22 protein-coding genes and 1 tRNA gene are annotated in these 23,374 nt (G+C 63.1%); 10 read left to right on the forward strand and 13 right to left on the reverse strand.

Going from position 1 to position 23,374, the window contains the following annotated elements:
- Positions 1–159: 159 nt before the first annotated feature.
- The 8 genes from zapD to AWB74_RS39835 form a co-directional block, all read right to left on the reverse strand.
- Positions 160–915: a cell division protein ZapD gene (zapD, locus tag AWB74_RS39800; RefSeq protein ID WP_061122466.1), complete on the reverse strand. Its 756-nt coding sequence runs from the start codon at positions 913–915 to the stop codon at positions 160–162.
- 170 nt (positions 916–1,085) lie between these two features.
- The gene (coaE, locus tag AWB74_RS39805) at positions 1,086–1,691 is read right to left on the reverse strand and encodes a dephospho-CoA kinase (RefSeq protein WP_061152051.1); all 606 of its coding nucleotides are present in this window, start codon (positions 1,689–1,691) and stop codon (positions 1,086–1,088) included.
- Between the two features lie 13 nt (positions 1,692–1,704).
- Positions 1,705–2,616: a prepilin peptidase gene (locus AWB74_RS39810; protein WP_061152052.1), complete on the reverse strand. Its 912-nt coding sequence runs from the start codon at positions 2,614–2,616 to the stop codon at positions 1,705–1,707.
- A gap of 31 nt (positions 2,617–2,647) precedes the next feature.
- Positions 2,648–3,841 (reverse strand): type II secretion system F family protein, encoded by a 1,194-nt coding sequence (locus AWB74_RS39815; RefSeq protein ID WP_061152053.1) that lies wholly within the window; start codon positions 3,839–3,841, stop codon positions 2,648–2,650.
- The gene (locus tag AWB74_RS39820) at positions 3,838–5,058 is read right to left on the reverse strand and encodes a GspE/PulE family protein (RefSeq protein ID WP_061152054.1); all 1,221 of its coding nucleotides are present in this window, start codon (positions 5,056–5,058) and stop codon (positions 3,838–3,840) included. The genes AWB74_RS39815 and AWB74_RS39820 overlap by 4 nt, the downstream gene beginning before the upstream one ends.
- Positions 5,059–5,132: 74 nt before the next feature.
- Positions 5,133–6,422 carry an HlyC/CorC family transporter gene (locus AWB74_RS39825; protein ID WP_061152055.1) on the reverse strand — a complete coding sequence of 430 codons (1,290 nt, stop codon included), beginning with the start codon at positions 6,420–6,422 and terminating at the stop codon, positions 5,133–5,135.
- A 146-nt stretch (positions 6,423–6,568) separates the two neighbouring features.
- A tRNA-Pro gene (locus tag AWB74_RS39830) sits at positions 6,569–6,645 on the reverse strand.
- 40 nt (positions 6,646–6,685) lie between these two features.
- Positions 6,686–7,678, reverse strand: coding sequence for a polyprenyl synthetase family protein (locus tag AWB74_RS39835; protein ID WP_061122472.1), 993 nt, complete (start codon positions 7,676–7,678; stop codon positions 6,686–6,688).
- A 300-nt stretch (positions 7,679–7,978) separates the two neighbouring features.
- Between AWB74_RS39835 and rplU the strand changes: the two genes are divergently transcribed.
- From rplU to proB, 4 genes are all read left to right on the forward strand, one after another.
- Entirely contained in the window at positions 7,979–8,290 is a 312-nt protein-coding gene (gene rplU / locus AWB74_RS39845; protein WP_008342953.1) for a 50S ribosomal protein L21, read from the forward strand.
- A gap of 25 nt (positions 8,291–8,315) precedes the next feature.
- Positions 8,316–8,576: a 50S ribosomal protein L27 gene (rpmA, locus tag AWB74_RS39850; protein ID WP_061122473.1), complete on the forward strand. Its 261-nt coding sequence runs from the start codon at positions 8,316–8,318 to the stop codon at positions 8,574–8,576.
- 144 nt (positions 8,577–8,720) lie between these two features.
- Positions 8,721–9,821 carry an Obg family GTPase CgtA gene (gene cgtA, locus AWB74_RS39855; protein ID WP_061152056.1) on the forward strand — a complete coding sequence of 367 codons (1,101 nt, stop codon included), beginning with the start codon at positions 8,721–8,723 and terminating at the stop codon, positions 9,819–9,821.
- A gap of 26 nt (positions 9,822–9,847) precedes the next feature.
- Positions 9,848–10,966, forward strand: coding sequence for a glutamate 5-kinase (gene proB / locus AWB74_RS39860; protein ID WP_061152057.1), 1,119 nt, complete (start codon positions 9,848–9,850; stop codon positions 10,964–10,966).
- Positions 10,967–11,029: 63 nt separating this feature from the next.
- Here the strand turns inward: proB and AWB74_RS39865 are convergent, their stop codons facing one another.
- Together AWB74_RS39865 and AWB74_RS39870 are read right to left on the reverse strand one after the other, a co-directional pair.
- Entirely contained in the window at positions 11,030–11,620 is a 591-nt protein-coding gene (locus AWB74_RS39865; RefSeq protein WP_061152065.1) for a CNP1-like family protein, read from the reverse strand.
- A gap of 124 nt (positions 11,621–11,744) precedes the next feature.
- Entirely contained in the window at positions 11,745–12,389 is a 645-nt protein-coding gene (locus AWB74_RS39870) for an RNA pyrophosphohydrolase (protein WP_061122476.1), read from the reverse strand.
- Between the two features lie 262 nt (positions 12,390–12,651).
- On the opposite strand from AWB74_RS39870, the gene AWB74_RS39875 reads away from it, so the two are divergent.
- Together AWB74_RS39875 and AWB74_RS39880 are read left to right on the forward strand one after the other, a co-directional pair.
- A complete protein-coding gene (locus tag AWB74_RS39875) occupies positions 12,652–14,388 on the forward strand; it encodes a proline--tRNA ligase (protein WP_061152058.1) in 1,737 nt (578 codons plus the stop codon).
- A complete protein-coding gene (locus tag AWB74_RS39880; RefSeq protein ID WP_014192308.1) occupies positions 14,388–14,990 on the forward strand; it encodes a MarC family protein in 603 nt (200 codons plus the stop codon). The genes AWB74_RS39875 and AWB74_RS39880 overlap by 1 nt, the downstream gene beginning before the upstream one ends.
- A gap of 83 nt (positions 14,991–15,073) precedes the next feature.
- Here the strand turns inward: AWB74_RS39880 and AWB74_RS39885 are convergent, their stop codons facing one another.
- From AWB74_RS39885 to ffh, 3 genes are all read right to left on the reverse strand, one after another.
- A complete protein-coding gene (locus AWB74_RS39885) occupies positions 15,074–15,379 on the reverse strand; it encodes a hypothetical protein (protein WP_061152059.1) in 306 nt (101 codons plus the stop codon).
- A gap of 167 nt (positions 15,380–15,546) precedes the next feature.
- Positions 15,547–16,098 (reverse strand): hypoxanthine-guanine phosphoribosyltransferase, encoded by a 552-nt coding sequence (locus AWB74_RS39890; RefSeq protein WP_061152060.1) that lies wholly within the window; start codon positions 16,096–16,098, stop codon positions 15,547–15,549.
- A gap of 124 nt (positions 16,099–16,222) precedes the next feature.
- A complete protein-coding gene (ffh, locus tag AWB74_RS39895; RefSeq protein ID WP_061122479.1) occupies positions 16,223–17,590 on the reverse strand; it encodes a signal recognition particle protein in 1,368 nt (455 codons plus the stop codon).
- Positions 17,591–17,700: 110 nt separating this feature from the next.
- Here ffh and AWB74_RS39900 point away from each other — a divergent pair, with 110 nt between their 5' ends.
- From AWB74_RS39900 to AWB74_RS39915, 4 genes are all read left to right on the forward strand, one after another.
- Positions 17,701–18,621 (forward strand): cytochrome C assembly family protein, encoded by a 921-nt coding sequence (locus AWB74_RS39900; RefSeq protein WP_061152061.1) that lies wholly within the window; start codon positions 17,701–17,703, stop codon positions 18,619–18,621.
- Positions 18,622–18,658: 37 nt separating this feature from the next.
- Positions 18,659–18,988: a PP0621 family protein gene (locus tag AWB74_RS39905; protein ID WP_061152062.1), complete on the forward strand. Its 330-nt coding sequence runs from the start codon at positions 18,659–18,661 to the stop codon at positions 18,986–18,988.
- Positions 18,985–19,587, forward strand: coding sequence for a 1,6-anhydro-N-acetylmuramyl-L-alanine amidase AmpD (gene ampD, locus AWB74_RS39910; RefSeq protein ID WP_061152063.1), 603 nt, complete (start codon positions 18,985–18,987; stop codon positions 19,585–19,587). Before AWB74_RS39905 ends, ampD begins: the two co-directional genes overlap by 4 nt.
- 553 nt (positions 19,588–20,140) lie before the next feature.
- The gene (locus tag AWB74_RS39915; protein WP_061152064.1) at positions 20,141–23,137 is read left to right on the forward strand and encodes a ribonucleoside-diphosphate reductase subunit alpha; all 2,997 of its coding nucleotides are present in this window, start codon (positions 20,141–20,143) and stop codon (positions 23,135–23,137) included.
- The last annotated feature ends 237 nt before the right edge of the window (positions 23,138–23,374 follow it).

Consider the following 23,374-nt stretch of genomic DNA (forward strand, 5'->3'; position numbering starts at 1 on the left):
TCGACGCCTGCCAACACGCGCAGCGGCACCGTCACATTCCTGTGATCGATGGCAGGCATCGAATAACCCTTAACGACAGTGGTCATGACAGTTGCGAATTGAGCCAGTGAACGGACTAACGGACGGTATTTGACCATATGAGGCCCAACCGTTCCCGATTCAAAGGCTGCAAAGCGTCAGATGAAAGGGCACGTCGACATCGACGGCGCGCGGCTTCAGGTCACCGTCCTGCACCGTGAAGCGCACCCACAGCATGTACTTGTTCGCGCTCGCTTCAGGAATCACGCGCGTGTCCGGCGATACGCGCACCTGCATCAGCTGATACGTGCGGCCGGACAACATCTGCTGGTAGCTGCCCTGCATCGCCATCACTTTCGATGCCTGACCCGATTCGCGCGCGAGCCGCAAGACGATGGTGGCCGCGTCGCGCAGCGCGAGCATCGGCATGACCCATTTCGCGATGTCCTGCCGACGCTCCTCGACCGGCAACTGCTGCCAGGCGTAGTACGACGGCAGATCGAACTTGCAGGTGCCGCCAGGGATGATCGTGCGGCTGCGAATGCTCGCGAGCCATTCGTTGTCGGCGAGATGCTGGCCGGTCTTGCCATGCATCTCCGTGAGTCCGGCGAGCGTCTGCTCGATTTCGCCGAGCACGGCTTCGAGCGCTTCCTGCTCGATACCCGGATTGCCGCGGAACGGCGCGAGCGTTTGCCGCTGCCGCTCCAGTTCCTTCATGAGGTCGGCCTTGAGATCCGTACGGCCTGCGACTTCGGCGATCTCGAAGAGCGTCGTGAGCGCGACGTGATGTTCTCGCGCGTCTTCCTGAGTCAGAAAGAACGTGAAGCGCTCGAACAGATCTTCGAGCCGCAGCAGCGTCCGGATTCGCTCGTTGAAGGGATACTCGTAAAGGATCAAGCGCGCTCGCCTCGGCGTGGGTCGGTTGCTTCCTTGAGCGGAAGTGAGCACATTCTAATGCCGCATCCTCACCCTAGCAAATGGGGGCCGATTTGCGCGGCAAAGCGCCGGTTTCGGCGGGATTTTGGGAACTTTTAGAGCATTTCGCTAACTCAGGCGAACGCGCTTCTTCAAGCCGATGCGAGTAACAGATAGCGTGCGTGCAGCGCGTCGACTTGCTGCGCGAGCGTGTCGAGCGTGGCGGTTTCGTCGTTGACGACGATGTCGTCGGCCGCCGTGAGGCGCGCTTCGCGGGACGCCTGTTTCGCGATGATCGCCAGCACCTGTTCCCGCGTGAAGCCATTGCGTCGCATGACGCGCGCGATTTGCGTCTCGACCGGGCAATCCACCACGAGCACGCGCGACACCCGCGCCGCCCATTCCCCGGACTCGACGAGCAGCGGCACCACGACGATGTGATACGGCCCGGGCGCTGCATGGCGCTGGCGCTCCGTTTCGGCACGGATCAGCGGATGCACGATGCCTTCGAGGCGCGCTTTCGCGGTGTCGTCGGCGAAGACGAGCGCACGCATCTTCGCGCGATCGAGCGAACCGTTTTCCGCGATGAAATCGTCACCGAACTCGCTCTTGATGAGCGGCATTGCAATGCCGCCTGGTGCCGTGATTTGATGCGCGATCAGATCCGTGTCGACGAGCGTCACGCCGCGCGCCGCGAACAGATCCGCGACCGTGCTCTTGCCGCTGCCGATTCCGCCGGTGAGACCAATGCTGAACATCCGTCGCGCTCCTTCATCCGAACAGTGCATAGAGCGGCGTGCCGACGAAGAGCGTAATGGCTCCGCCCGCCGCGAGAAACGGCCCGAACGGCAAGGGCTCTTCGAAACGCATGCGCTTCATCCAAGTCGCCACGATGCCGAACGCCGCGCCCGCGACGGCCGCGATCAACACGACCTGCGCCAGCGACGCCCAGCCGAGCCACGCGCCGATTGCGGCGAGCAGCTTGAAGTCGCCGTATCCCATGCCTTCGACGCCGCGCACGAGCTTGAAGAGCCAGTACACGCACCAAAGGAACAGATAGCCCGCGATCGCGCCGGTGACGGCATCGTGCAGCGTCGCGAAGCCGCCTTCGCCGAAATTGACGATGAGCCCGGCCCACAGCAGCGGCAGGGTCAGCACATCGGGAAGATAGCGTGTGTCGTAGTCAATGAGTCCTGCCGCGAGCAAGGTCGCGCATAGTCCGAACGCCGCCGCAGCGGGCCAGGATGGGCCGAACGCGTAGAGCGAGAGCACCGCGAGCAGGCCGGTCGTCAGTTCGATCAGCGGATAGCGCGGGCTCACGCGCGCGCCGCATGCCGAGCAACGTCCGCGCAACGCGAGATAACTGATGACGGGAATGTTCTCCCACGCGCGCAGCACATGTTTGCAATGCGGACATGCGCTACGCGGCACCGCGAGATTGAAGCGCTCGGGGTACGGATCGGCGTCGGACTTCGGCGCGTCCGGCACGGCGGCTTCGACTTCGGCGCGCCAAGCGCGTTCGAGCAGAACCGGCAGACGATGCACGACGACCGTGAGAAAACTGCCGATTACGAGGCCGAGCACGACGGCGAACCCATACTGCATGGCCACGGGAAGCGCGGCGAATGCCGACAGATAGCGGCTCGCGAAGTGCGCGGTGGACGGATCGAACGAAGGCTGCATGATGGACGAACGGTTGCTCTGGCCCGCGATGCTACACCACGTTGCCGAGCTGAATGATAGGAAGATACATCGCGATGACGAGCCCGCCCACCAGCGCGCCCAACACGGTGATCACGATCGGCTCGCACAGGCTCGCGAAGCCGCCGATGCGTTCGTCGACCTGTCGATCCGCGAGCGTGGCGAGATCGAGCAGCATCGAATCGAGCGAACCCGATTCTTCCGCGACCGCGATCGGCTGCACAACATCTTGCGGAAAGCATCCGGCGGCGCGCATCGCGGCGGCGAGGCGCTCGCCATTGCGCAAGCGCGCGGCGATTTCGACGGTCGCGCGGTCGAACAGGCGGTTTCCCGTGGCGTGCGTGAGCGAATCGAAGGCATCGGAGAGCGGCGTGCCGGCGGCGAGCAACGTGCCGAGCGCGCGGCTCCATCGTGCGACGGCGAGCGAGCGCAGCAGCTTGCCCGCGAGCGGCAGACGCAGCGCGGCGCGATCGGCCGCTTCGCGCGCGTCGGGCGAACGCTTCATCCAGTTGAGCAGGACGACCGCCACGACCGCGCACGCGATGACCAGCGGCACACCGATGTGCGCGGCGCCATCCGAAAGCGCGAGCACGAAGCGCGTCGGCGCGGGCAGCGCGGCGCCGAAGCCGTCGAAAATGGTCTTGAAGGTCGGCACGACGCCGATCAGCAAGCCCGCCGTGATCGCGAGCGACAGCAGCAACACCATGACCGGATAGGTGAGCGCGGCGCGAAGCCGGGCGCGCTGCGAGGCGGCGCGCTCGCGATCGTCCGCGAGACGGGCGAGCACCGCCGGCAAGGCGCCTGCCATTTCTCCCACCGAAACCAACTGGCAGTACAGCGCGCCGAATGCCGCGGGATGCTGCGCCAGCGCCGCCGAAAACGGCACGCCGCGCGTGATGTCGCGGGCCACTGCGCGCACGATGCGCGGCAGCCCGCCGTCCGTTGCGCTACCGGCAAGCAATTCGAGCGCGCCGGCAAGCGGCAGTCCGGCGCGCAGCAGGCCGGCGAGCTGGCGCGTGAAGAGCGTGACTTCCGCGGTTTTCGCTTTGGGCGGCGGCGCGGCGCCGCGCATGTCGAGCGCGATTACGATGACGCCTTCCCGTCGTAGCGCCGTACGCGCCGACAGCGAATCCGCAGCGATGATCGTGCCGCGCTTTTCGCGGCCGTCGGCGTCCATGCCACGCCACGCAAAACGAAGCTCGCTCATCCGTCGATCTCCGTCGCTTCCGTCGCCTCGGCGACGCTCGTCGCGCCTTCGCGCACGCGTGCGAAGGCCGCGTCGCGCAATGCGGGCATGCCCTGCGCCTGCGCCGCGCGCGAGATCGCGTGAGTTGCGGCGCGCGACACGATCAGCTCGCGTATTTCATCGGAGACCGGCATCACCTGATGCACACCGACGCGACCGCGATAACCGATACCGTGACACGCCGGACAGCCGCGCGGCTCATAAGGATGAAACCCGTCCGCGAGCGGTAGCGCCGAGGGCGCGCGGCACTGCGCGCAGAGCTTGCGCACGAGCCGTTGCGCCGTGACGAGCCTGAGCGCCGACGCAAGGTTATAAGGCGCCACGCCGATATCGATGAGACGCGCGATCGCGGCGGGCGCATCGTTGGTGTGCAACGTCGAAAGCACGAGGTGTCCCGTCTGCGCGGCTTTTACCGCGACATCGGCGGTTTCCGCGTCGCGAATTTCGCCCACCATGATCACGTCCGGATCCTGGCGCATGAACGCGCGCAGCGTCACCGCGAAGGTCAGCCCGGCCTTTTCGCGCACGCTCACCTGATTGATGCCCGCGAGCTGAATCTCGACCGGATCTTCGACCGAGCACACATTGCGTGCTTCGGCGTTGAGCATCTGCAGAAAGCAGTAGAGCGACAGCGTCTTGCCGCTGCCGGTCGGACCGGTTACGAGCACGAGACCGTGCGGCGCGCGAATCGCCGATTCGAGAGTGCCGCTTTGCGCGTCATCGAGGCCGAGTGCGGCGAGCGACAGGTCCGGCGGCAACGTGTCGAGCCGGCGCAACACGAGTTTTTCACCGAAGAGCGTCGGCAGTGAACTGACGCGATAGTCGCCCATGCGCCCGCCCGGCAGGCTCAACCGCAAGCGGCCGTCCTGCGGCACGCGGCGCTCCGCGATATCCATGCGCGACAGCACTTTGATGCGCGTGACGAACGCGTCGCGCAAATGCGGCGGCGGGCGCCTGAGCACATGCAGCGCGCCATCGACGCGCAACCGGATGCGCCAGTCGTGCTCCGCCGGCTCGACGTGAATATCGGATGCGCCGCGATCGGCGGCTTCGCGCAGGGTTTCGGTGAGCAGCGAGACGGCGGGCGTCTCGTGATCGGACGCGGCATCGACTGTCGCGCCGGGCGGGCGAGCCGGGCGCGCGAAAGTGTCGAAAGCGTCGCGGGAAGGGGAAATCATGGGCGTCGTGCGGTCGGAGTCGAGATGATCTGATCATCCCGCCCGCGAAGACTCTCGCCCAGTCGTCCGAATGGCTAACGCAGCGCGCGTGTCGGCGCGCCGTCCGGCCGGAAAATCTTCACCGTGCGGATCGCCTGATCGTCGCTGCGCATGACTTCGAAAGTCACGTTGGCGATGCGCATCGAAATATCGCCGTCCGGGATGTCTTCGAGCGTCTCGAGAATCAGGCCATTGAGCGTTTTCGGGCCGTCCGTCGGCAGAGTCAGATGCAGCCAGCGGTTCAGCTCGCGCAGTGGCATGCTGCCCGCGACGATGCACTCGCCGTTATCGTCCCAGCCGCCGCGAGAGCCGGCGCCGCGCGGAATCGTCGTCGTGAATTCGCCGATCAGTTCCTCGATGATGTCCTCGGGCGTGACGAGCCCTTGCAATTCGCCATACTCGTCGACCACGATCGCAATGCGGTGGCCGCTTTCCTGGAAGTACTGCAACTGCTGGAAGACGGGCGTGCCGGCCGGCACGAAATACGGTTCGGCGAGCAGTTCGCGCAGCGTTTCGCGCTCGAGCTCCTGGTTATGCAGCGCCGAGAGCGTCTTGCGCACGTGCAGGATGCCGAGCACACGGTCGATGTCGCCCTGATAGACCACCAGTTTGTTGTGATAGCAGGTTTCGAGCTGATGCAGGATCTGATCGAACGGTGCGTCGAGATCCAGCGCTTCGATGCGCCGGCGCGGGATCATCACGTCATCAACCGTGATGTTCTCCAGATCGAACAGGTTGAGCAGGATGCTGCGGTGCTTGGTCGGCATGAAGCTGCCGGTTTCGAGCACGATGGTCCGCAGCTCTTCGGGCGAGAGGCGCTGATCGCGCTTGTTCTTCGTGTTGATGTGCAGCGCGGCCAGAATCGCGTTGGCAAACAGGTTGACGAACCAGATGAGCGGCCGCGCGATGCGCATGAGCGGCGCGAGCACGAGACTCGCGGGCAGTGCGACCTTTTCCGGGTACGTCGCGCCGACGATCTTCGGCGCAATCTCCGCGAACACGATGATCAGAAACGCGACGACGCCCGTCGTGATGGAAAGGACGAGATTGTCATGACCGAACGTGCGCAGCGCGATGGACGTGGTGAGCACCGGGATGATCGTGTTGATCAGGTTGTTGCCGATCAAGATCACGGAAAGGAGCTGGTCGGTCTTCGCGAGCAGGCCTTGCGTGGTGCGGGCGCGCAGCGATCCCTGGCTAGCCAGATATTTCAGCCGATGGCGATTGAGCGCCATCATTGACGTTTCGGAGATCGAGAAGAAGCCGGAAAGGACGAGAAGCAGAAAAATGGCGCAAATTTGCGCCCATAAGGGAAGGTTGTCCACGCGGTGATCGGATAGGGGGCGGAGATGGGAGGCAATATAGCAGACGGGCCGGGAAGCCTGTCCTCGGCCTTTTGGCCAATGTTCGCGGTTTTGTGCGCGGAAAGAAAAAACCCGCATGGCGGACCATGCGGGTTTTTTTGCAATTCTGGTCGGGGTGAGAGGATTCGAACCTCCGGCCTCTACGTCCCGAACGTAGCGCTCTACCAGGCTAAGCTACACCCCGAATTCGACCAACTTAGACTCTTACTTCGTTTCAGTCTCGTTCAAGACTGCCTCGACGTCGAGTAAGAACATAATTCTAGCAAGCTTTCTTTGAAAATGGAATCAGGAAACGAAGAAATTGCGTGCGCCGCTGCTTCGGCTTCCTTTCGAGCGCATTCCAGCGTGTGATCCAGCGCGCCCGAAGTCGTGATCGCGTGGAAGATCGTGTCGAAACGGTCCGTGCCGCCTTGCTCGATTGCTTCGCGCGCAAGAGCCGCCTGCTCGGGCGTGCCGTGCTCCATCAGATAGATGAGCGGAAGCGTGGGCTTGCCTTCGCGCAGGTCGTCGCCGGCGTTCTTGCCCATCGATTCAGGCGTGCCGGTGTAATCGAGCCAGTCGTCCATGATCTGGAACGCCGTGCCGATGCGCCGGCCGAACTCCGCCGCCGCCGCTTCGGTGCGCGCATCCGCGCCCGAGAGCACCGCGCCCAGTTGCGCCGCCGCTTCGAACAGTTTCGCCGTCTTGTAGCGGATCACCTGCATGTAGCGCGCTTCGTCGACGTCCGGATCGTGCATATTGAGCAACTGCAGCACTTCGCCTTCCGAGATGATGTTGGTCGCGACCGACAGAATCTCCATCACGCGCATCTTGCCGACGCTCACCATCATCTCGAACGAGCGCGAGTAGAGGAAGTCGCCGACTAGCACGCTCGCCGCATTGCCGAACAGCGCGTTCGCGGTCTTGCGGCCGCGGCGCAGGTCGGATTCGTCGACGACATCATCGTGCAGCAGCGTCGCCGTGTGGATGAACTCCACCACGGCCGCCAGTTCGTGGCGATGTCCGGTCGTGTCGCCGAGCGCGCCCGAGACCAGCAGCAGCAGCGCCGGACGCAGCCGCTTGCCGCCCGCGCCGATGATGTACTCCGAAATCTGGTTGATCAGCATCACTTCTGATGCCAGGCGCTGCCGGATGACGCGATTGACCTGCTGCATGTCCTCGGCGATCGGGGCTAGCAGAGCGGCGGCGTTGGGAGAGGAAGTGGCGGTGGACGACATGATCGGCATTAAAGGTAATCCGGCGGATTATAAGGCGAATCCGACCAGACGACGGGTTCCCGGATGTCGAATGCTGGCGCGTCTGCGAAATTCGCGCGTGTTTCGAGGCTGTTTCGCCGAGGATCGCGCAGTGCGGCCGCCTCGCCGCGGCTGATATCACACTTTGACGCTGAGCGTAACTCTATGTATAATCTCGCGTTTTCCCCGCGTAGTGCGTGGGGAAATGTTGAGTTTTCCGCATGAGCGGGAAACGTTGAAGCTTCCCGCGCGAGCGGGAAAGAATTTTGAGTGAGGTTCTCAATGTACGCGGTCATAAAAACCGGCGGCAAGCAGTACAAAGTTGCCGTTGGCGAAAAATTGAAAGTAGAACAGATACCGGCAGACATTGACGCTGAAATCACGCTCGACCAGGTTCTCGCAGTAGGCGAAGGCGAATCGATTCAGTTCGGTACGCCGCTGGTCAGTGGGGCTTCCGTCAAAGCTACCGTCGTGTCGCAAGGTCGTCACAAGAAAGTGACCATCTTCAAGATGCGTCGCCGGAAGCACTACCAAAAGCATGCTGGCCACCGCCAGAACTACACCGAACTGCGCATCGACGCGATCAACGCGTAAGTGCATCGGGTAAGGAGCTAAGCAAATGGCACACAAAAAAGCAGGCGGGTCTTCCCGCAACGGCCGCGACTCCGAGTCGAAACGCCTCGGCGTGAAGGTGTACGGCGGCCAGGCAATCAACGCGGGCGGCATCATCGTTCGCCAGCGCGGCACGCGCATGCATCCGGGTGAGAACGTCGGCATCGGCAAGGATCACACCCTGTTCGCACTCACCGACGGCCACGTGAAGTTCGTGACCAAGGGCGCCGCACGGAAGCACACGGTCGTCGTCGTCCCGGCAGCGTAAGTTTTTACGCACGGGCTTCAGGACCGGAAAAATGGCCCCGCGAAGTTCGCGGGGCCATTTTCATTTGGTGCGATCAAATCGAATCATGAGTGACCGCGAAAGTCGGTCACGGCAAAATACAGCAAACACGGGACGGAGCAACGCATGAAGTTCATTGACGAAGCGAGGATTGAAGTCATCGCCGGCGACGGGGGCGATGGCAGCGCGTCGATGCGCCGCGAGAAGTTCGTCCCGTTCGGCGGTCCGGACGGCGGCGACGGCGGCCGCGGCGGCAGCGTCTACGCGATCGGCGATCGCAATATCAACACGCTGATCGACTACCGGTTTTCCAAAAAGCATCAGGCGCGCAACGGCGAAAACGGCCGCGGCGCGGACTGCTACGGCAAAGGCGGCGACGACATCACGTTGCGCATGCCGGTCGGCACGATCATTTCGGATCAGGAAACGGGCGAGATCATCGCGGACCTGACCGAGCACAATCAGCAAGTGCAGATTGCGCAGGGCGGCGCGGGCGGCCTCGGCAACCTGCATTTCAAGTCGAGCACGAATCGCGCGCCGCGTCAGAAAACCGATGGCAAGCCGGGCGAGCGCCGCATGCTCAAGCTCGAGCTGAAAGTGCTCGCCGATGTGGGCCTGCTCGGCATGCCGAACGCGGGGAAATCCACGTTCATTTCGTCGGTATCGAACGCGCGGCCGAAGATCGCGGATTATCCGTTCACGACGCTCGCGCCGAATCTCGGCGTGGTGCGCGTCGGGCCCAGCAAGAGCTTCGTGATTGCCGACATTCCCGGCCTGATCGAAGGCGCGGCGGAGGGCGCGGGGCTCGGGCATCGCTTCCTGCGTCACTTGCAGCGCACCGGCGTGTTGCTGCATCTCGTCGACATGGCGCCGTTCGATGAAAACGTCGATCCGGTCGCGGAAGCGAAGGCCATCGTCAACGAACTGCGCAAGTACGACGAGACGCTCTACGAGAAGCCGCGTTGGCTCGTGCTGAACAAGCTCGACATGGTGGCGGAAGACGAGCGCGAAGCGCGCATCGCCGATTTCGTCGAGCGTTTCGAGTGGGACGGTCCGGTCTTCGAGATTTCCGCGCTGACGGGCCAGGGCTGTGAAGCGCTCACGTACGCGATCTACGACTACATATCGCAGCATTCGGACGCGTCGCGCGCGGCGGAAGCGGAAGATCTGGCCGCCGACGTGCGTTTTCGGGACGATGCGCGCGACGACGACGCAGCGAAGGAATAAACGCAACCACGAGGAGAAAGCGCACGATGCGTTCGGTCATCGCCGCTGCGAAGCGAATCGTAGTGAAAGTAGGGTCCAGCCTCGTCACCAACGACGGGCGCGGGCTCGATCATGCGGCCATCTCTCGCTGGGCGGCGCAGATCGCGGCGCTGCGTGAGCAGGGCAAGGAAGTCGTGCTCGTGAGCTCGGGCGCGATCGCGGAAGGCATTCACCGGCTCGGCTGGACCAAACGGCCACGCGAGATCGATGAGTTGCAGGCGGCCGCCGCCGTCGGCCAGATGGGTCTCGCGCAGGTCTACGAAAGCAGCTTCGGCGCGCACGGCATCCGCACTGCGCAGATTCTGCTGACCCACGCCGATCTCGCCGACCGCGAACGCTATCTGAATGCGCGCTCCACGTTGCTCACGCTGCTGCGCCTGGGCGCCGTGCCGATCATCAACGAGAACGACACGGTCATCACCGACGAGATCAAGTTCGGCGATAACGACACGCTCGGCGCGCTGGTCGCGAACCTGATCGAAGGCGATGCGCTCGTCATCCTGACCGACCAGCGCGGCCTCTTCACCGCCGATCCGCGCAAGGACCCGAACGCGACGCTCGTCGAACAGGCCGATGCCGGCACGCCCGAACTCGAGCAGATGGCTGGCGGCGCGGGTTCGAGCCTCGGGCGCGGCGGCATGCTGACCAAGATTCTCGCGGCGAAGCGCGCGGCGCACAGCGGCGCGAACACGGTCATCGCGAGCGGCCGCGAAGCCGATGTGCTGACGCGCCTCGCGTCCGGCGAACTGATCGGCACGCAACTCATCGCGCGCATGGCGCGCATGGCGGCGCGCAAGCAGTGGATGGCGGATCACTTGCAGGTGCGCGGGCACGTCGTGATCGACAACGGCGCGGTGCGCAAGCTCACCGACGACGGCAAGAGCCTGCTACCGATCGGCGTGATCGACGTGAAGGGCGCGTTCGATCGCGGCGAGGTGATCGCGTGCATCGACGATCAGGGGCACGAAGTCGCGCGCGGCATCACGAACTACAGCAGTTCGGAGGCGCGGCTGATTCATCGGCGGCCGAGCGGGGAGATCGAAACCGTGCTCGGCTACATGCTGGAGCCCGAGCTGATCCATCGAGACAATCTCGTGCTCGTCTGAAGCGCCCGGAAACGAAAACGCCCGCTGATCCAGCGGGCGTTTGCGTTTTTGCGCGCGGTGAAATCAGCGCACGTTGATCGAGCTCTGCGTGCGCTTGTACTGAATGTTGTTGACGATCTGCTTTGCCGTGCCGACCGGCAGCTTGCTCGCGCAGAAATAATCCTGATAGAGCGCCGCCTGATACGCGTTCAGTTCGCCATTCTCGATGCGTTTGAAATCGAACGCGACAGCCTGATCCCAGCCGTTCTGATCGTCGTTGATGCTCGCGTAACGGCGCCATTCGTAGGTGTCGCAACGAATGCCTTCATAGTTGACGTTGCGCGCGCCTGCCGGACTCGTCACGACGATCACGTAACGCACGACGCCGTCCTTGCCGACCGTGAGCGACGTTTTGTCGACGGCGAAGGTGAGCGGCGTGTTCTGCGAAACGTTGAACGCGAGCAGATTCGACGCTTGCGGCAAGGGCGGCATCGTGTCGACCTTCTCCTCGGTCCAGTTCGGCTTGCGATCGAGCAGATAGGTGAACACGCCGTCGTCTTGCGTGGACGGCGCTTTGTTGCTGGAGCAGCCGGCGAGCACGGCAAGCGCTGCCGCGGATGCTGCGATTACCGCGAGTGAGGCGTTCACTTTCAATTGGGTCTTCCCGAAAAACATGCGCGCGGACCGCGAAGCCCCGGCCCGGCGAAACAAAGCGAGATGGCACGGCGAGAAGTTCGCCGTGCCATCGATCGCAATCGAGTTGAGTGTCAACGTGTGCGAGGAACTGCCGCGATCAGTCTCACGAGGAGCGCTGAATGATCACATGCACTTCTTCGCTGACCGTGCATTCTGCCTGAACCGCCGCGCCGGAGGCAGTTACAGCAGGTGCTTCGATCGTCATCGTCTGCAGCACGCGCGGATAGCGCGGCCCGTGATGCGCGGCACGCTCGCCGCGTTCCCCGCGGGAGTTGGTGCGCCGCAGGAAGCGGGACAGCTCGGTGAGAGCCATTTGATAAACGTCGCGCTTGAACTCGATGACCGCATCCAGCGGCACCCAGTATTCGTTCCAGCGCCAGGCATCGAATTCCGGATGGTCCGTCGCGCGCAGGCAGATGTCGCAATCACGTCCTACCATGCGCAGCAGAAACCAGATCTGTTTCTGACCGCGATAGTGTCCGCGCACCTCGCGCTTGATGAACTTGTCCGGCACCTCATAACGCAGCCAGTCGCGCGTGCGACCGACAACTTTCACGTGCTCCGGAAGCAGACCGGTTTCTTCGTGTAACTCCCGATACATGGCTTGCACGGGGGTCTCGCCGTATTTGATGCCCCCTTGCGGAAACTGCCAGGAATGTTCACGCAGTCGCTTGCCCCAAAACACTTCGTTGCGCGCGTTCAAGAGGATGATGCCGACGTTCGGGCGAAAGCCTTCACGATCCAGCATACAGCCACCTTCAAATCCTTTAAAATTGCTTTGATTATAAACAGTTAACGGACCCCGCGCATCGGTTCGAACCCGCGGCGCGTACCTGTCTGCGGGCATGAATTCCCCGCGCCGGGTTCACGGCTCTTTGCCAGGGTTTGCGGAAGACGGCAAAATCTTCTTCTTCATGCAGAGCCGTCGACCGTTTCAGTCGTTCACCTTCGATACGCCAGCTCCGGCGCCACAACGGCTCCGAAGCGCGCGCCGCTTTTGGAAAATTTGAATGAAAGCATCCCGTTTCTTCATCGGCACCCTGAAAGAAGCTCCCGCCGACGCCGAGATCGTCAGCCACAAGCTGATGATGCGCGCCGGCATGATCCGCCGCGTCGCGGGCGGCATCTACGATTACATGCCGATCGGCCTGCGCTCGGTGCGCAAGGTCGAAGCCATCGTGCGTGAAGAGATGAACCGCGCGGGCGCGCTCGAGCTGCTGATGCCCGCCGTGCAGCCCGCCGAGTTGTGGCAGGAGTCGGGCCGCTGGGAGCAGTACGGCCCGGAACTACTGCGCTTCGAGGATCGCCACGAGCGCGATTTCGTGATGGGCCCGACGCACGAGGAAGTCGTGACGGACATCGCACGCCGCGAGATCAAGAGTTATCGCCAGTTGCCGGTGAATTTCTACCAGATCCAGACGAAGTTCCGCGACGAGATCCGCCCGCGCTTCGGCGTGATGCGTGGCCGCGAGTTCATCATGAAGGACGCCTATTCCTTCGATAAGGACCTCGACGGCCTCGCCGAGACCTATCGCAAGATGTACGACGCGTACGTGCGCATCTTCACGCGCATCGGTCTCGACTTCCGCGCGGTCGCGGCAGACAACGGCTCGATCGGCGGCAGCGGCTCGCACGAATTTCACGTGATCGCCGAAACGGGCGAGGACGACATCGCGTATTGCCCGAGTTCGGACTACGCGGCGAACGTCGAAGCAGCCGATGCCTTGCCGCTCATCGCGCAACGCGCCGCGCCCACGGAAGCGCTGAAGAAAACGCCGACGCCCGGCGCGGCGAAATGCGAGGCGGTCGCGCAGCTTCTGAGCATTCCGCTCGAGAAGACCATCAAGTCGATCGTTCTGGCGACGGAGAACGAAGGCGCTGAACCCACGATCTGGCTGTTGATGCTGCGCGGCGATCATTCGCTCAACGACATCAAGACGAGCAAGCTGCCGGGCCTCGCGGGTTACCGATTCGCGACGGAAGCCGAGATCATCGAATGGTTCGGCACGCCGCCGGGCTATCTCGGCCCGATCGACACGAAAAAGCCGGTGCGCGTGATCGCGGATCGCACGGTCGCGAACATGAGCGATTTCGTCGTCGGCACGAACGAGGTCGATTACCACACGACCGGCGTGAACTGGGGCCGCGATCTGCCCGAGCCGGAAGTGGCGGATATCCGCAATGTCGTCGCGGGCGATCCGTCGCCGGACGGGAAGGGCGCGCTGGAAATCTGCCGCGGCATCGAAGTGGGCCACGTGTTCCAGCTCGGCACGAAGTATTCGGATTCGATGGGCGCGACGTTCCTCGACGAAAACGGCAAGCCCGCGCCGATGCAGATGGGCTGCTACGGCATCGGCGTCACGCGCGTGCTGGGCGCGGCGATCGAACAGAACTTCGATGACAAGGGCATCATCTGGCCGGAAGCCATCGCGCCGTTCGAAGTCGTGATCTGCCCGATGGGCTACGACCGCAGCGACGCCGTGCGCGAGCAGGCCGACAGGCTCTACGCAACATTGCAGCAAGCGGGTATCGACGTGATTCTCGACGATCGCGGCGAGCGTCCGGGCGTGATGTTCGCGGACTGGGAACTGATCGGCGTGCCGCATCGCATCGTGATCGGCGATCGCGGTCTGAAAGAGGGCAAGCTCGAGTATCAGGGCCGCCGCGATACGGAAGCCACGCTGCTGCCGGTCGATGAAGCCGCTGATGCCGTCATCGGAAAAGTGCGGGCCGCGCTCGGGAAGTAATGCAGTACAACTTCCTTTCGGCGACGATCCTGCTGCTGCTGATCACCGATCCGCTCGGCAACATTCCGATCTTCATCAACGCGTTGCGCGGCGTCGCGAAAGAGCGGCGCCGCGTCGTGATCTTGCGGGAAGTCGCGATCGCGTTCGGCATCCTGCTGGTGTTCATGATGGCGGGCGACCGCTTTCTGCGCGCGATGAATCTGACGGATTTGTCGTTGCGCATCGCTGGCGGGATCGTGTTGTTTCTGATCGCCTTGCGGATGATCTTCCCGCATCCGGACGGCGCGATGGGCGGCGATTCTCGCGGCGGGGAACCGTTGATCGTGCCGCTCGCGATCCCGGCGCTCGCCGGGCCGTCGGCGCTCGCAACCGTGATGCTGCTGACGTCGCAGGCGCCCGGCAAGATGCTCGAATGGGTCGGCGCGCTGACCGTCACGATGATCGTCTGCGCGACGGTGCTGATCCTCGCCGAGAAGATTCAGCAGTGGCTCGGCGAGCGTGTCGTCACTGCGTTCGAGCGCTTGATGGGACTCGTGCTGGTGGCGATTTCCGTCGAGATGATATTGACGGGGATACGCACTTTCGTGCATCAGCTTCAGTGAAAAAGCGGCCGGTCGGCCGCTTTTTTCATTTTGCATTGGTCTCGTGAAGCGAGTCGGTTCCGGAGACGCTTACCAAAGGGCGCTTACGCCCATCCGGTCAGCTTGACGACTGTACATAACGCAACTACGCCCTGTATGGCGATAATCATGCGTAATTCCTTTTTTGCACCGTACATCAGCCAGTAAAGAACATTCAGCACTAAAACGAGCAAATTGCCGGCGAGAAGCAGAGCGCCCGCCAGCCAGCGGCCTAGATTCGGCAAGAATCCGCCACTGTCGTTCGTGCACGCAAGAAGGAACGCGACCGCAAAGATGATGAGTGCGACGATGCTTGTCAGAATACGCAGCCAGGCGCCCTTACGTTGATGAATATAGTGTTGGTCGGCCATTTTGCTGGACGAATGCCACCCTTCAGAAGTTAATTTCCTCCAAAGTATGCTGTCGATCTCATACTTCAACGCCGGCCTTCACCATTTTTGACAGCCTGCGATCAAGCAACAAAAAGGCTGCGAAGCAGCCTTTGGGTCATGCGAACTGTGGAGCAAAAAAATCAGCCTCAAGCTACTTCCGTCAACGCCCGAATCGTCGGCAGATTCCGCCAATATCCCTTCGCATCCATCCCGCAGCCGAACACGTACCGGTCCGGCACTTCGAAACCGCAGAAGTCCGGACGCAGCGGCTTCGCCTTCGGGATAATCTTCTCGCACAGCACCGCCGACAGAAACGTCTTCGCGCCCATCGCCATGATGCGGTCGCGGATCGCGGCCATCGTTTCGCCTTCGTCGAGGATGTCGTCGAGCACGAGCACCACGCGATCCTTCACCGATTCCGCCGGCGCCACGCGCCATTGCATCTCGCTGCCGCCCTTGATGGCGTTGCGATAGCGCGTCAGATGGATGTAATCGAACTCGAGCGGGAAATCCAGATGCGGCAGCAGCATGCCGGTGAACACGGCAGCGCCCCCCATCACCGAAAGCACGAGCGGGAAGTCGTCTTGCGTCGCCGCCTTGATGGACGAGGCCATCTTGCCGATCGATGCGTTGACTTCGTCAGCCGTCACGATCTCTTCGGAGTGGCTGAAAATATGGAGGGCTTCTTCGCGATTCATAAGGGGAAGCGGGAAAGGCTGACTTCTTAGTGTGGAAAAAAACGGCGGCGTGCGCCATATGATAAACCCGCGCTTCTTTCGAGTCGGACGACCGAAGAGAACGCGGGTTCAATAAAAGTGCGTATCAGCGCATGCCGGGCAGCATGCCCTTCATGCCGCGCATCATTTTCTGAAGGTTGCCGCCCTTCAGCTTCTTCATCATGCCGCGCATCTGCTCGTACTGATTGAGCATGCGGTTCACTTCCTGCACGTGCACGCCCGCGCCCGCAGCGATACGGCGTTTGCGCGCGGCCTTGATGAGCTCGGGCTTCGCGCGCTCCTTGATGGTCATCGAGTTGATGATGCCTTCCATGCGGCGCATCTGCTTCTCGGCATTGTTCATGTCCGCGCCTTGCGCCGCCTGCTGGAACTGCGCCGGCAGTTTATCCATGAGCGATGACAGGCCGCCCATGTTCTTCATCTGCGCGAGCTGCGCCTTGAAGTCGTTCAGGTCGAAGTCGCCGCCTTTCTTGACCTTGTCGGCGAGCTTCTGCGCGGTGGCCGTATCGACGCCGCGCTGAGCCTCCTCGACGAGCGCGAGAATGTCGCCCATGCCGAGAATCCGGTTCGCCATGCGGTCCGGATGGAAGACTTCGAGGCCGTCGAGCTTTTCCGCTACGCCGACGAACTTGATCGGCTTGCCCGTGACGTGGCGAACCGAGAGCGCCGCGCCGCCGCGCGAATCGCCGTCGAGCTTGGTGAGCACGACGCCGGTGAGCGGCAGCGCGTCGTTGAACGCTTTGGCTGTGTTGACGGCGTCCTGACCCAGCATGGCATCGACGACGAAGAGCGTTTCAGCGGGCTTCAGCAGCGTATGCAGCTCGCTGATCTCGTTCATCATCGCTTCGTCGATGCCGAGCCGGCCGGCCGTATCGACGATCACGACATCGTGATAATGGCGCTTGGCCCAGTCGATCGCCGCGCGCGCGATATCCGCGGGCTTCTGATTCGGCTCCGACGGGAAGAAGTCCGCGCCGACCTGCTCGGTCACCGTCTGCAACTGACGAATAGCGGCGGGGCGATAAACGTCGACGGAAACGGTGAGCACCTTCTTCTTGCTCTTCTCGCGCAGAATCTTGGCGAGCTTGCCGGTGGTCGTCGTTTTACCCGCGCCCTGGAGACCCGCCATCAGAATGACGGCGGGCGGTGCGACGGCGAGATTCAGCTCGGCGGCCTTGCCTTCGTAATCGCCGCCGATCACGGCCGTCAGTTCTTTCTGCACGACGCCGACGAGCGCCTGACCCGGCGACAGGCTCGACAGCACTTCCTCGCCGAGCGCCTTTTCCTTCACCTTCGCGATGAACTCGCGCACGACCGGCAGCGCCACGTCCGCTTCGAGCAGCGCCAGACGGACTTCCCGCAACATCTCTTGCGTGTTGGCCTCGGTGAGCCGAGCCTCGCCGCGGAGCGTCTTGACGACGCGCGCCATCCGTTGAGTCAGATTATCGAGCATGGGGAAATGGTAGAGAATGCGGCCCTTTTTCGATGCAAAACGACGCGTCGCTCCGCGCTGAAGCAAGGGGGAAACCGTCGTGGATCAAGGGCCTAGTGTAAACTTCGAACATGGATATTGTACTGTATGCCCTCACTGCGCTTCTCTACGGCGGACTGGCCGTCGCGGGCTGGCGCGCGCATCGCCATACGGCCGTGGAACCGGCGCTGGCCGGCGTGCCCACGGGCATCGCGCCGGCCGCTGCGCCCAAAAAGTCGCCGGACACGGGTGCGGGCATGGGTCATTCAGGCCGCGCTCTATTATTAATAGCGCTGCTCGTGCACGGCCTGCTGCTGCACGCGACGATTTTCCCCCAGAACGCGATGGTCTTCGGCTTCGCGTTCGCGCTCTCCGCGATGTTCTGGCTCGGCGCGGGCATCTACTGGATCGAAAGTTTCTTCTTTCCGCTCGACGGCTTGCGTCTGCTCGTGCTGCCGCTCGCGTGCGTCGCGTCGCTGTTGCCGCTCCTGTTCGGCGGCGTGCGCGTGCTCTCGTATTCCGCCGCGCCGATGTTCAAGCTGCATTTCCTGATCGCGAACATCGCGTACGGGCTCTTCGCGATCGCCGCGCTGCACGCCGTGCTCATGCTCATGCTCGAACGCCGTCTGCAACGCATGCGCGGCATGGCCACGCGTCATACCGGCAACGGCTGGCTCACGAGCTGGCTCGATACGCTGCCGCCGCTCTTGACGCTCGAAAAGCTGCTGTTCCGTCTGATCGCGGCCGGCTTCGTGCTGCTCACGCTCACGCTCGTGTCGGGCATCGCGTTCAACGAACAACTGGTCGATCGCGCATTGCGCCTCGATCACAAAACCGTGTTCGCCTTTCTCTCCTGGCTGATGTTCGGCGCGCTGCTCACTGCGCGCCGCATTTCCGGATGGCGCGGACGCGCCGCGTTGCGCTGGGTGCTCGCTTCGTTCGCCGCGCTGCTGCTCGCTTATGTGGGCAGCCGCTTCGTGTTCGAAGTGCTGCTGCATCGCGCGGTGGTCTGAGCGCGGGAACGGCGCACTCTTTATCGGCATTGAAACGATGCGAAATTTCATCTTCCTGATCGTCCTGTTCTTCGTGTTCCAGTGGCTCCTGAAGAAACTGCGCCGCGCGAACGAGCGCGCGCAGCAGGGCGATGCACAAGCGGGCGGCGCGACCGCCGGAGGCGCATTCGGCGCGCGTCGCACGAACCACGGCAACGGCGCCGCATCGCCCGAAGCGCCGCAGCTCGCCGATCCGCTCATCCGCTGCGCTCAATGCGGCGTGCATACGCCGCGCAGCGAATCGATCGTCGTCGCGGGCGAGCGCTTCTGCTGCGCCGATCACGCGCGCCATTACGCGGCCCGCCCGACCGGCCGCGACGCGCGATGAACGCTCACGTTCCATCGAAGCGCGATCCGCACATCGACGCGCAAGGCTGGCTCACGAACGCGACGCGCCTGGCATCGCCGAACTTCGAGGCGCGCCCGGACAACGCTGTGCCGACGCTCATCGTCGTGCACAACATCAGCCTGCCGCCCGACGATTTCACGACGAACGCGATCGCCGATTTCTTCCTCAACACGCTCGATCACGACGCGCATCCGTACTTCGATCACCTGCGCGGCATGCGTGTGTCGGCGCACTTCGTGATCCGCCGCGATGGCGAGACGCAGCAGTTCGTCTCTTGCGATGAACGCGCGTGGCACGCAGGCGTCTCGTCGTTCTGCGGACGCGAGCGCTGCAACGATTTTTCGATCGGCATCGAGCTCGAAGGCAGCGACCGCGTGCCGTTCGAAGACGCGCAATACGAAGCGCTCGCACGGCTTGCGCGCATCATCGTGAAGCGCTATCCGATCGACGCGGTGGCCGGTCATTCCGACATCGCGCCCGGCCGCAAGACCGATCCCGGTCCTCATTTCGACTGGCCGCGCCTGCGTCACGACAGCGCGTTGCCACCGCCGTTCTTCCCCTTTCTGTCGAACGTCTGACACGGCGTACGGTCTTTCTCGCTGCGTCGCAACAGCGTCGCGCGCGAGGCCTTGCCGTGCTTTGCGGCAGCAAAAGTCAACCCCGCGGCGGCATATCGAAGGTAAATAAAACTTTTTGAGACTGCCCGGATGTCCACTATACTTGGTGCCGAAAGACGTACTTGGCACTAGATCTTGTGTTGTTGTGGCGGCGCCCGCTCAGCCGAGCCGGCGCCGCCGGCTTTCCGGCGTAGAAGAAGTTTGGCTGGCCCGGGGCGATGCGCGAGGCGGTTCTCTTTGCGAGGAGAGCGTCGCCGGGCGGATCGGGCGCCAGCGAGCAGCACCGTGAAGAAGGCAAGCTAGCGAGCGCGAGTTGCGTCGACCGACACCGCGCGCCAACGCGGGCACCGCATGAGACGCCAAGAACAATGCGGGCCGTAAGCGCCGCGATTCGTGTTATCTGGCCTGCTGCATTCACAGCCCGGCTATACCGCCAAAACACCGCGTTACGCGCGCGGCATAAGTGATAAATCCGCGGACCATCCGCACCATTCGAACACCAGGAGTTTTGCACATGCAAACCACCGAGAACGCCACGACTTCCTTCGAAGGCGCCTCCGCACAGCCGAAGGGCGGTGCGCAAGCCGTGGGCGCCGAGGCGCTCGCGCCGAACACGACGTTTGCCGACTACAAAGTCATCCGTCGCAACGGAAGCGTGGTGTCGTTCGAGCCGACGAAGATCGCGATCGCCGTGACGAAGGCGTTCATCGCCGTCAATGGCGGCCAGGGCGCCGCGTCCGCGCGCGTGCGCGAACTCGTCGAGCAACTGACGCAAGCGGTCGTGCGCGCGCTCGTGCGCAGCCGTCCGCATGGCGGCACGTTTCACATCGAAGATATTCAGGACCAGGTCGAACTCGCGCTGATGCGCGGCGGCGAGCACAACGTCGCGCGCGCGTACGTGTTGTATCGCGAGAAGCGCACGCAGCAGCGGACGCAAGAGCGCTCGGCCGCGCAGAACGCGCAGGGTCAAGAAGGCGGCGTCATCAACGTGACGGACAACGGCATCACGCTTCCGCTCGACATGGACGCGCTCAAGGCGCTGATCGTCTCCGCATGCGCGGATCTGGGCGAAGCGGTGTCCGCCGAGCCGATCGTCGCGGAAACGGTGAAGAACCTGTATGACGGCGTGCCGATGTCGCAGGTCTACGACTCGGCCATCCTCGCCGCGCGCACGATGATCGAAAAGGACCCGGCGTACAGCCAGGTCACCGCGCGCATCCTGCTGCACACGATCCGCCGCGAAATTCTCGAAGGCGAAGTGACGCAAGCCGAAATGGGCGAGCGCTACGCCGAATACTTCCCGCTGTTCATCAAGCGCGGCGTCGAAGCCGGCCTGCTCGACGACAAGCTCCAGCAGTTCGACCTGAAGCGCCTGGGCGCCGCGCTCGACGCGAACCGCGATCTGCAATTCGACTACCTCGGCCTGCAGACGCTTTACGACCGCTACTTCCTGCACGTCGACGGCACGCGCATCGAGTTGCCGCAGGCATTCTTCATGCGTGTCGCGATGGGCTTGTCGCTGAACGAAATCGACCGCGAAGCGCGCGCCATCGAGTTCTACAACGTGCTGTCGTCGTTCGACTTCATGTCGTCGACGCCGACGCTGTTCAACTCGGGCACGCATCGCTCGCAGCTCTCGTCGTGCTATCTGACGACCGTCGCCGACGACCTCGACGGCATCTACGAGGCGCTCAAGGAAAACGCGCTGCTCTCGAAGTTCGCAGGCGGCCTCGGCAACGACTGGACGCGCGTGCGTGCGCTCGGCTCGCACATCAAGGGCACGAACGGCAAGTCGCAGGGCGTCGTGCCGTTCCTGAAGGTCGTGAACGACACGGCGGTCGCGGTGAATCAGGGCGGCAAGCGCAAGGGCGCTGTGTGCGCGTACCTGGAGTCGTGGCACCTCGACATCGAGGAATTTCTGGAACTGCGCAAGAACACGGGCGATGACCGTCGCCGCACGCACGACATGAACACGGCGAACTGGATTCCCGACCTGTTCATGAAGCGCGTCGTCGAAGGCGGCGACTGGACGCTGTTCTCGCCGTCCACGTGCCCGGACCTGCACGATCTGTTCGGCGCGGACTTCGAGAAGGCGTATGTCGCTTACGAAGAGAAAGCCGCACGCGGCGAGATCAAGCTCTTCAAGAAGCTGCCGGCGGCGCAACTGTGGCGCAAGATGCTGGGCATGCTGTTCGAGACGGGCCATCCGTGGATCACGTTCAAGGATCCGTGCAACGTGCGCTCGCCGCAGCAACACGTCGGCGTCGTGCATTCGTCGAACCTGTGCACGGAAATCACGCTGAACACGAGCGAAACGGAAATCGCCGTGTGCAACCTGGGCTCGGTGAACCTCGTCGCGCACATGGTGAAGCAGGCCGACGGCTCGTACGCGCTCGATCACGCGAAGCTCAAGCGCACGATCAGCGTCGCGATGCGCATGCTCGACAACGTCATCGACATCAACTACTACGCGGTGCCGAAGGCGCGCAATTCGAACCTGAAGCATCGTCCGGTGGGCATGGGCATCATGGGCTTCCAGGACTGCCTGCACCTGCTGCGCACGCCGTATGCGTCGGGCGAAGCGGTCGAGTTCGCGGATCGTTCGATGGAAGCCGTCTGCTACTACGCCTACTACGCGTCGACGGAACTCGCGGAAGAGCGCGGCCGTTACGCGACGTATCGCGGCTCGCTGTGGGATCGCGGCATCCTCCCGCAGGATTCGCTGAAGCTGCTGGAGCAGGCGCGCGGCGGTTACGTGGAAGTCGATATGTCCGAGTCGATGGACTGGCCCGCGCTGCGTTCACGCATCTCGACGTACGGCATGCGCAACTCGAACTGCGTGGCGATTGCGCCGACGGCGACGATCTCGAACATCATCGGCGTGTCGGCGTGTATCGAGCCGACGTTCCAGAACCTGTACGTGAAGTCGAATCTGTCAGGCGAATTCACGGTCGTGAACGACTACCTCGTGCGCGATCTGAAGGCACGCGGCCTGTGGGACGAAGTGATGGTGTCGGATCTGAAGTACTTCGACGGCACGCTCTCGCGCATCGACCGCATTCCGGCCGATCTCCGCGCGATCTACGCGACGGCGTTCGAGGTCGATCCGAAGTGGCTGGTCGAAGCGGCATCGCGCCGTCAGAAGTGGATTGATCAGGCGCAGTCGCTGAACATCTACATGGCGGGCGCGTCGGGCAAGAAGCTCGACGAGGTCTACAAGCTCGCGTGGGTGCGCGGTCTCAAGACCACGTACTACCTCCGCACGATGGCGGCGACGCACGTCGAGAAGTCGACGGTCGCGCATGGTGCGCTGAACGCGGTGCCTTCGGGCGACGGTGGTTCCGGCGCGGCTGGCGGGTTCGGTGGTGGCGTGGGCGGTGGGGTATCGGCGGCTGGCAATGGCGGGTTTAATGCCGCCGCGGCGGTCGAGGCGGCTCCTGAAGCCGATGGTCCCGTGTGCATGATGCGTCCGGGCGATCCGGGCTTCGATGAGTGCGAGGCTTGTCAGTAAGGGTCGACTGAGGCAGTCGAAGCGGGCCGGTATCGGGGCAGGCTTTATGTTTGCTTCGGTGCCGGTCTGTTTTGTTTTTGCTCTGGCGTTTATGCCGGATCCCGTATTCGTGTTGGTTTATTAGCGTTGCCCCTGTGCGGGGCGGCACCTACTTTCTTTGCTGCTGTGTATAGACCGGGGACATGGTTGACACTTTCGTCGGGGACATAGCTGACACATTCATCTTGGCGCATCGGG

Source organism: Caballeronia arvi, from assembly GCF_001544695.2.
Lineage (GTDB): Bacteria > Pseudomonadota > Gammaproteobacteria > Burkholderiales > Burkholderiaceae > Caballeronia > Caballeronia arvi.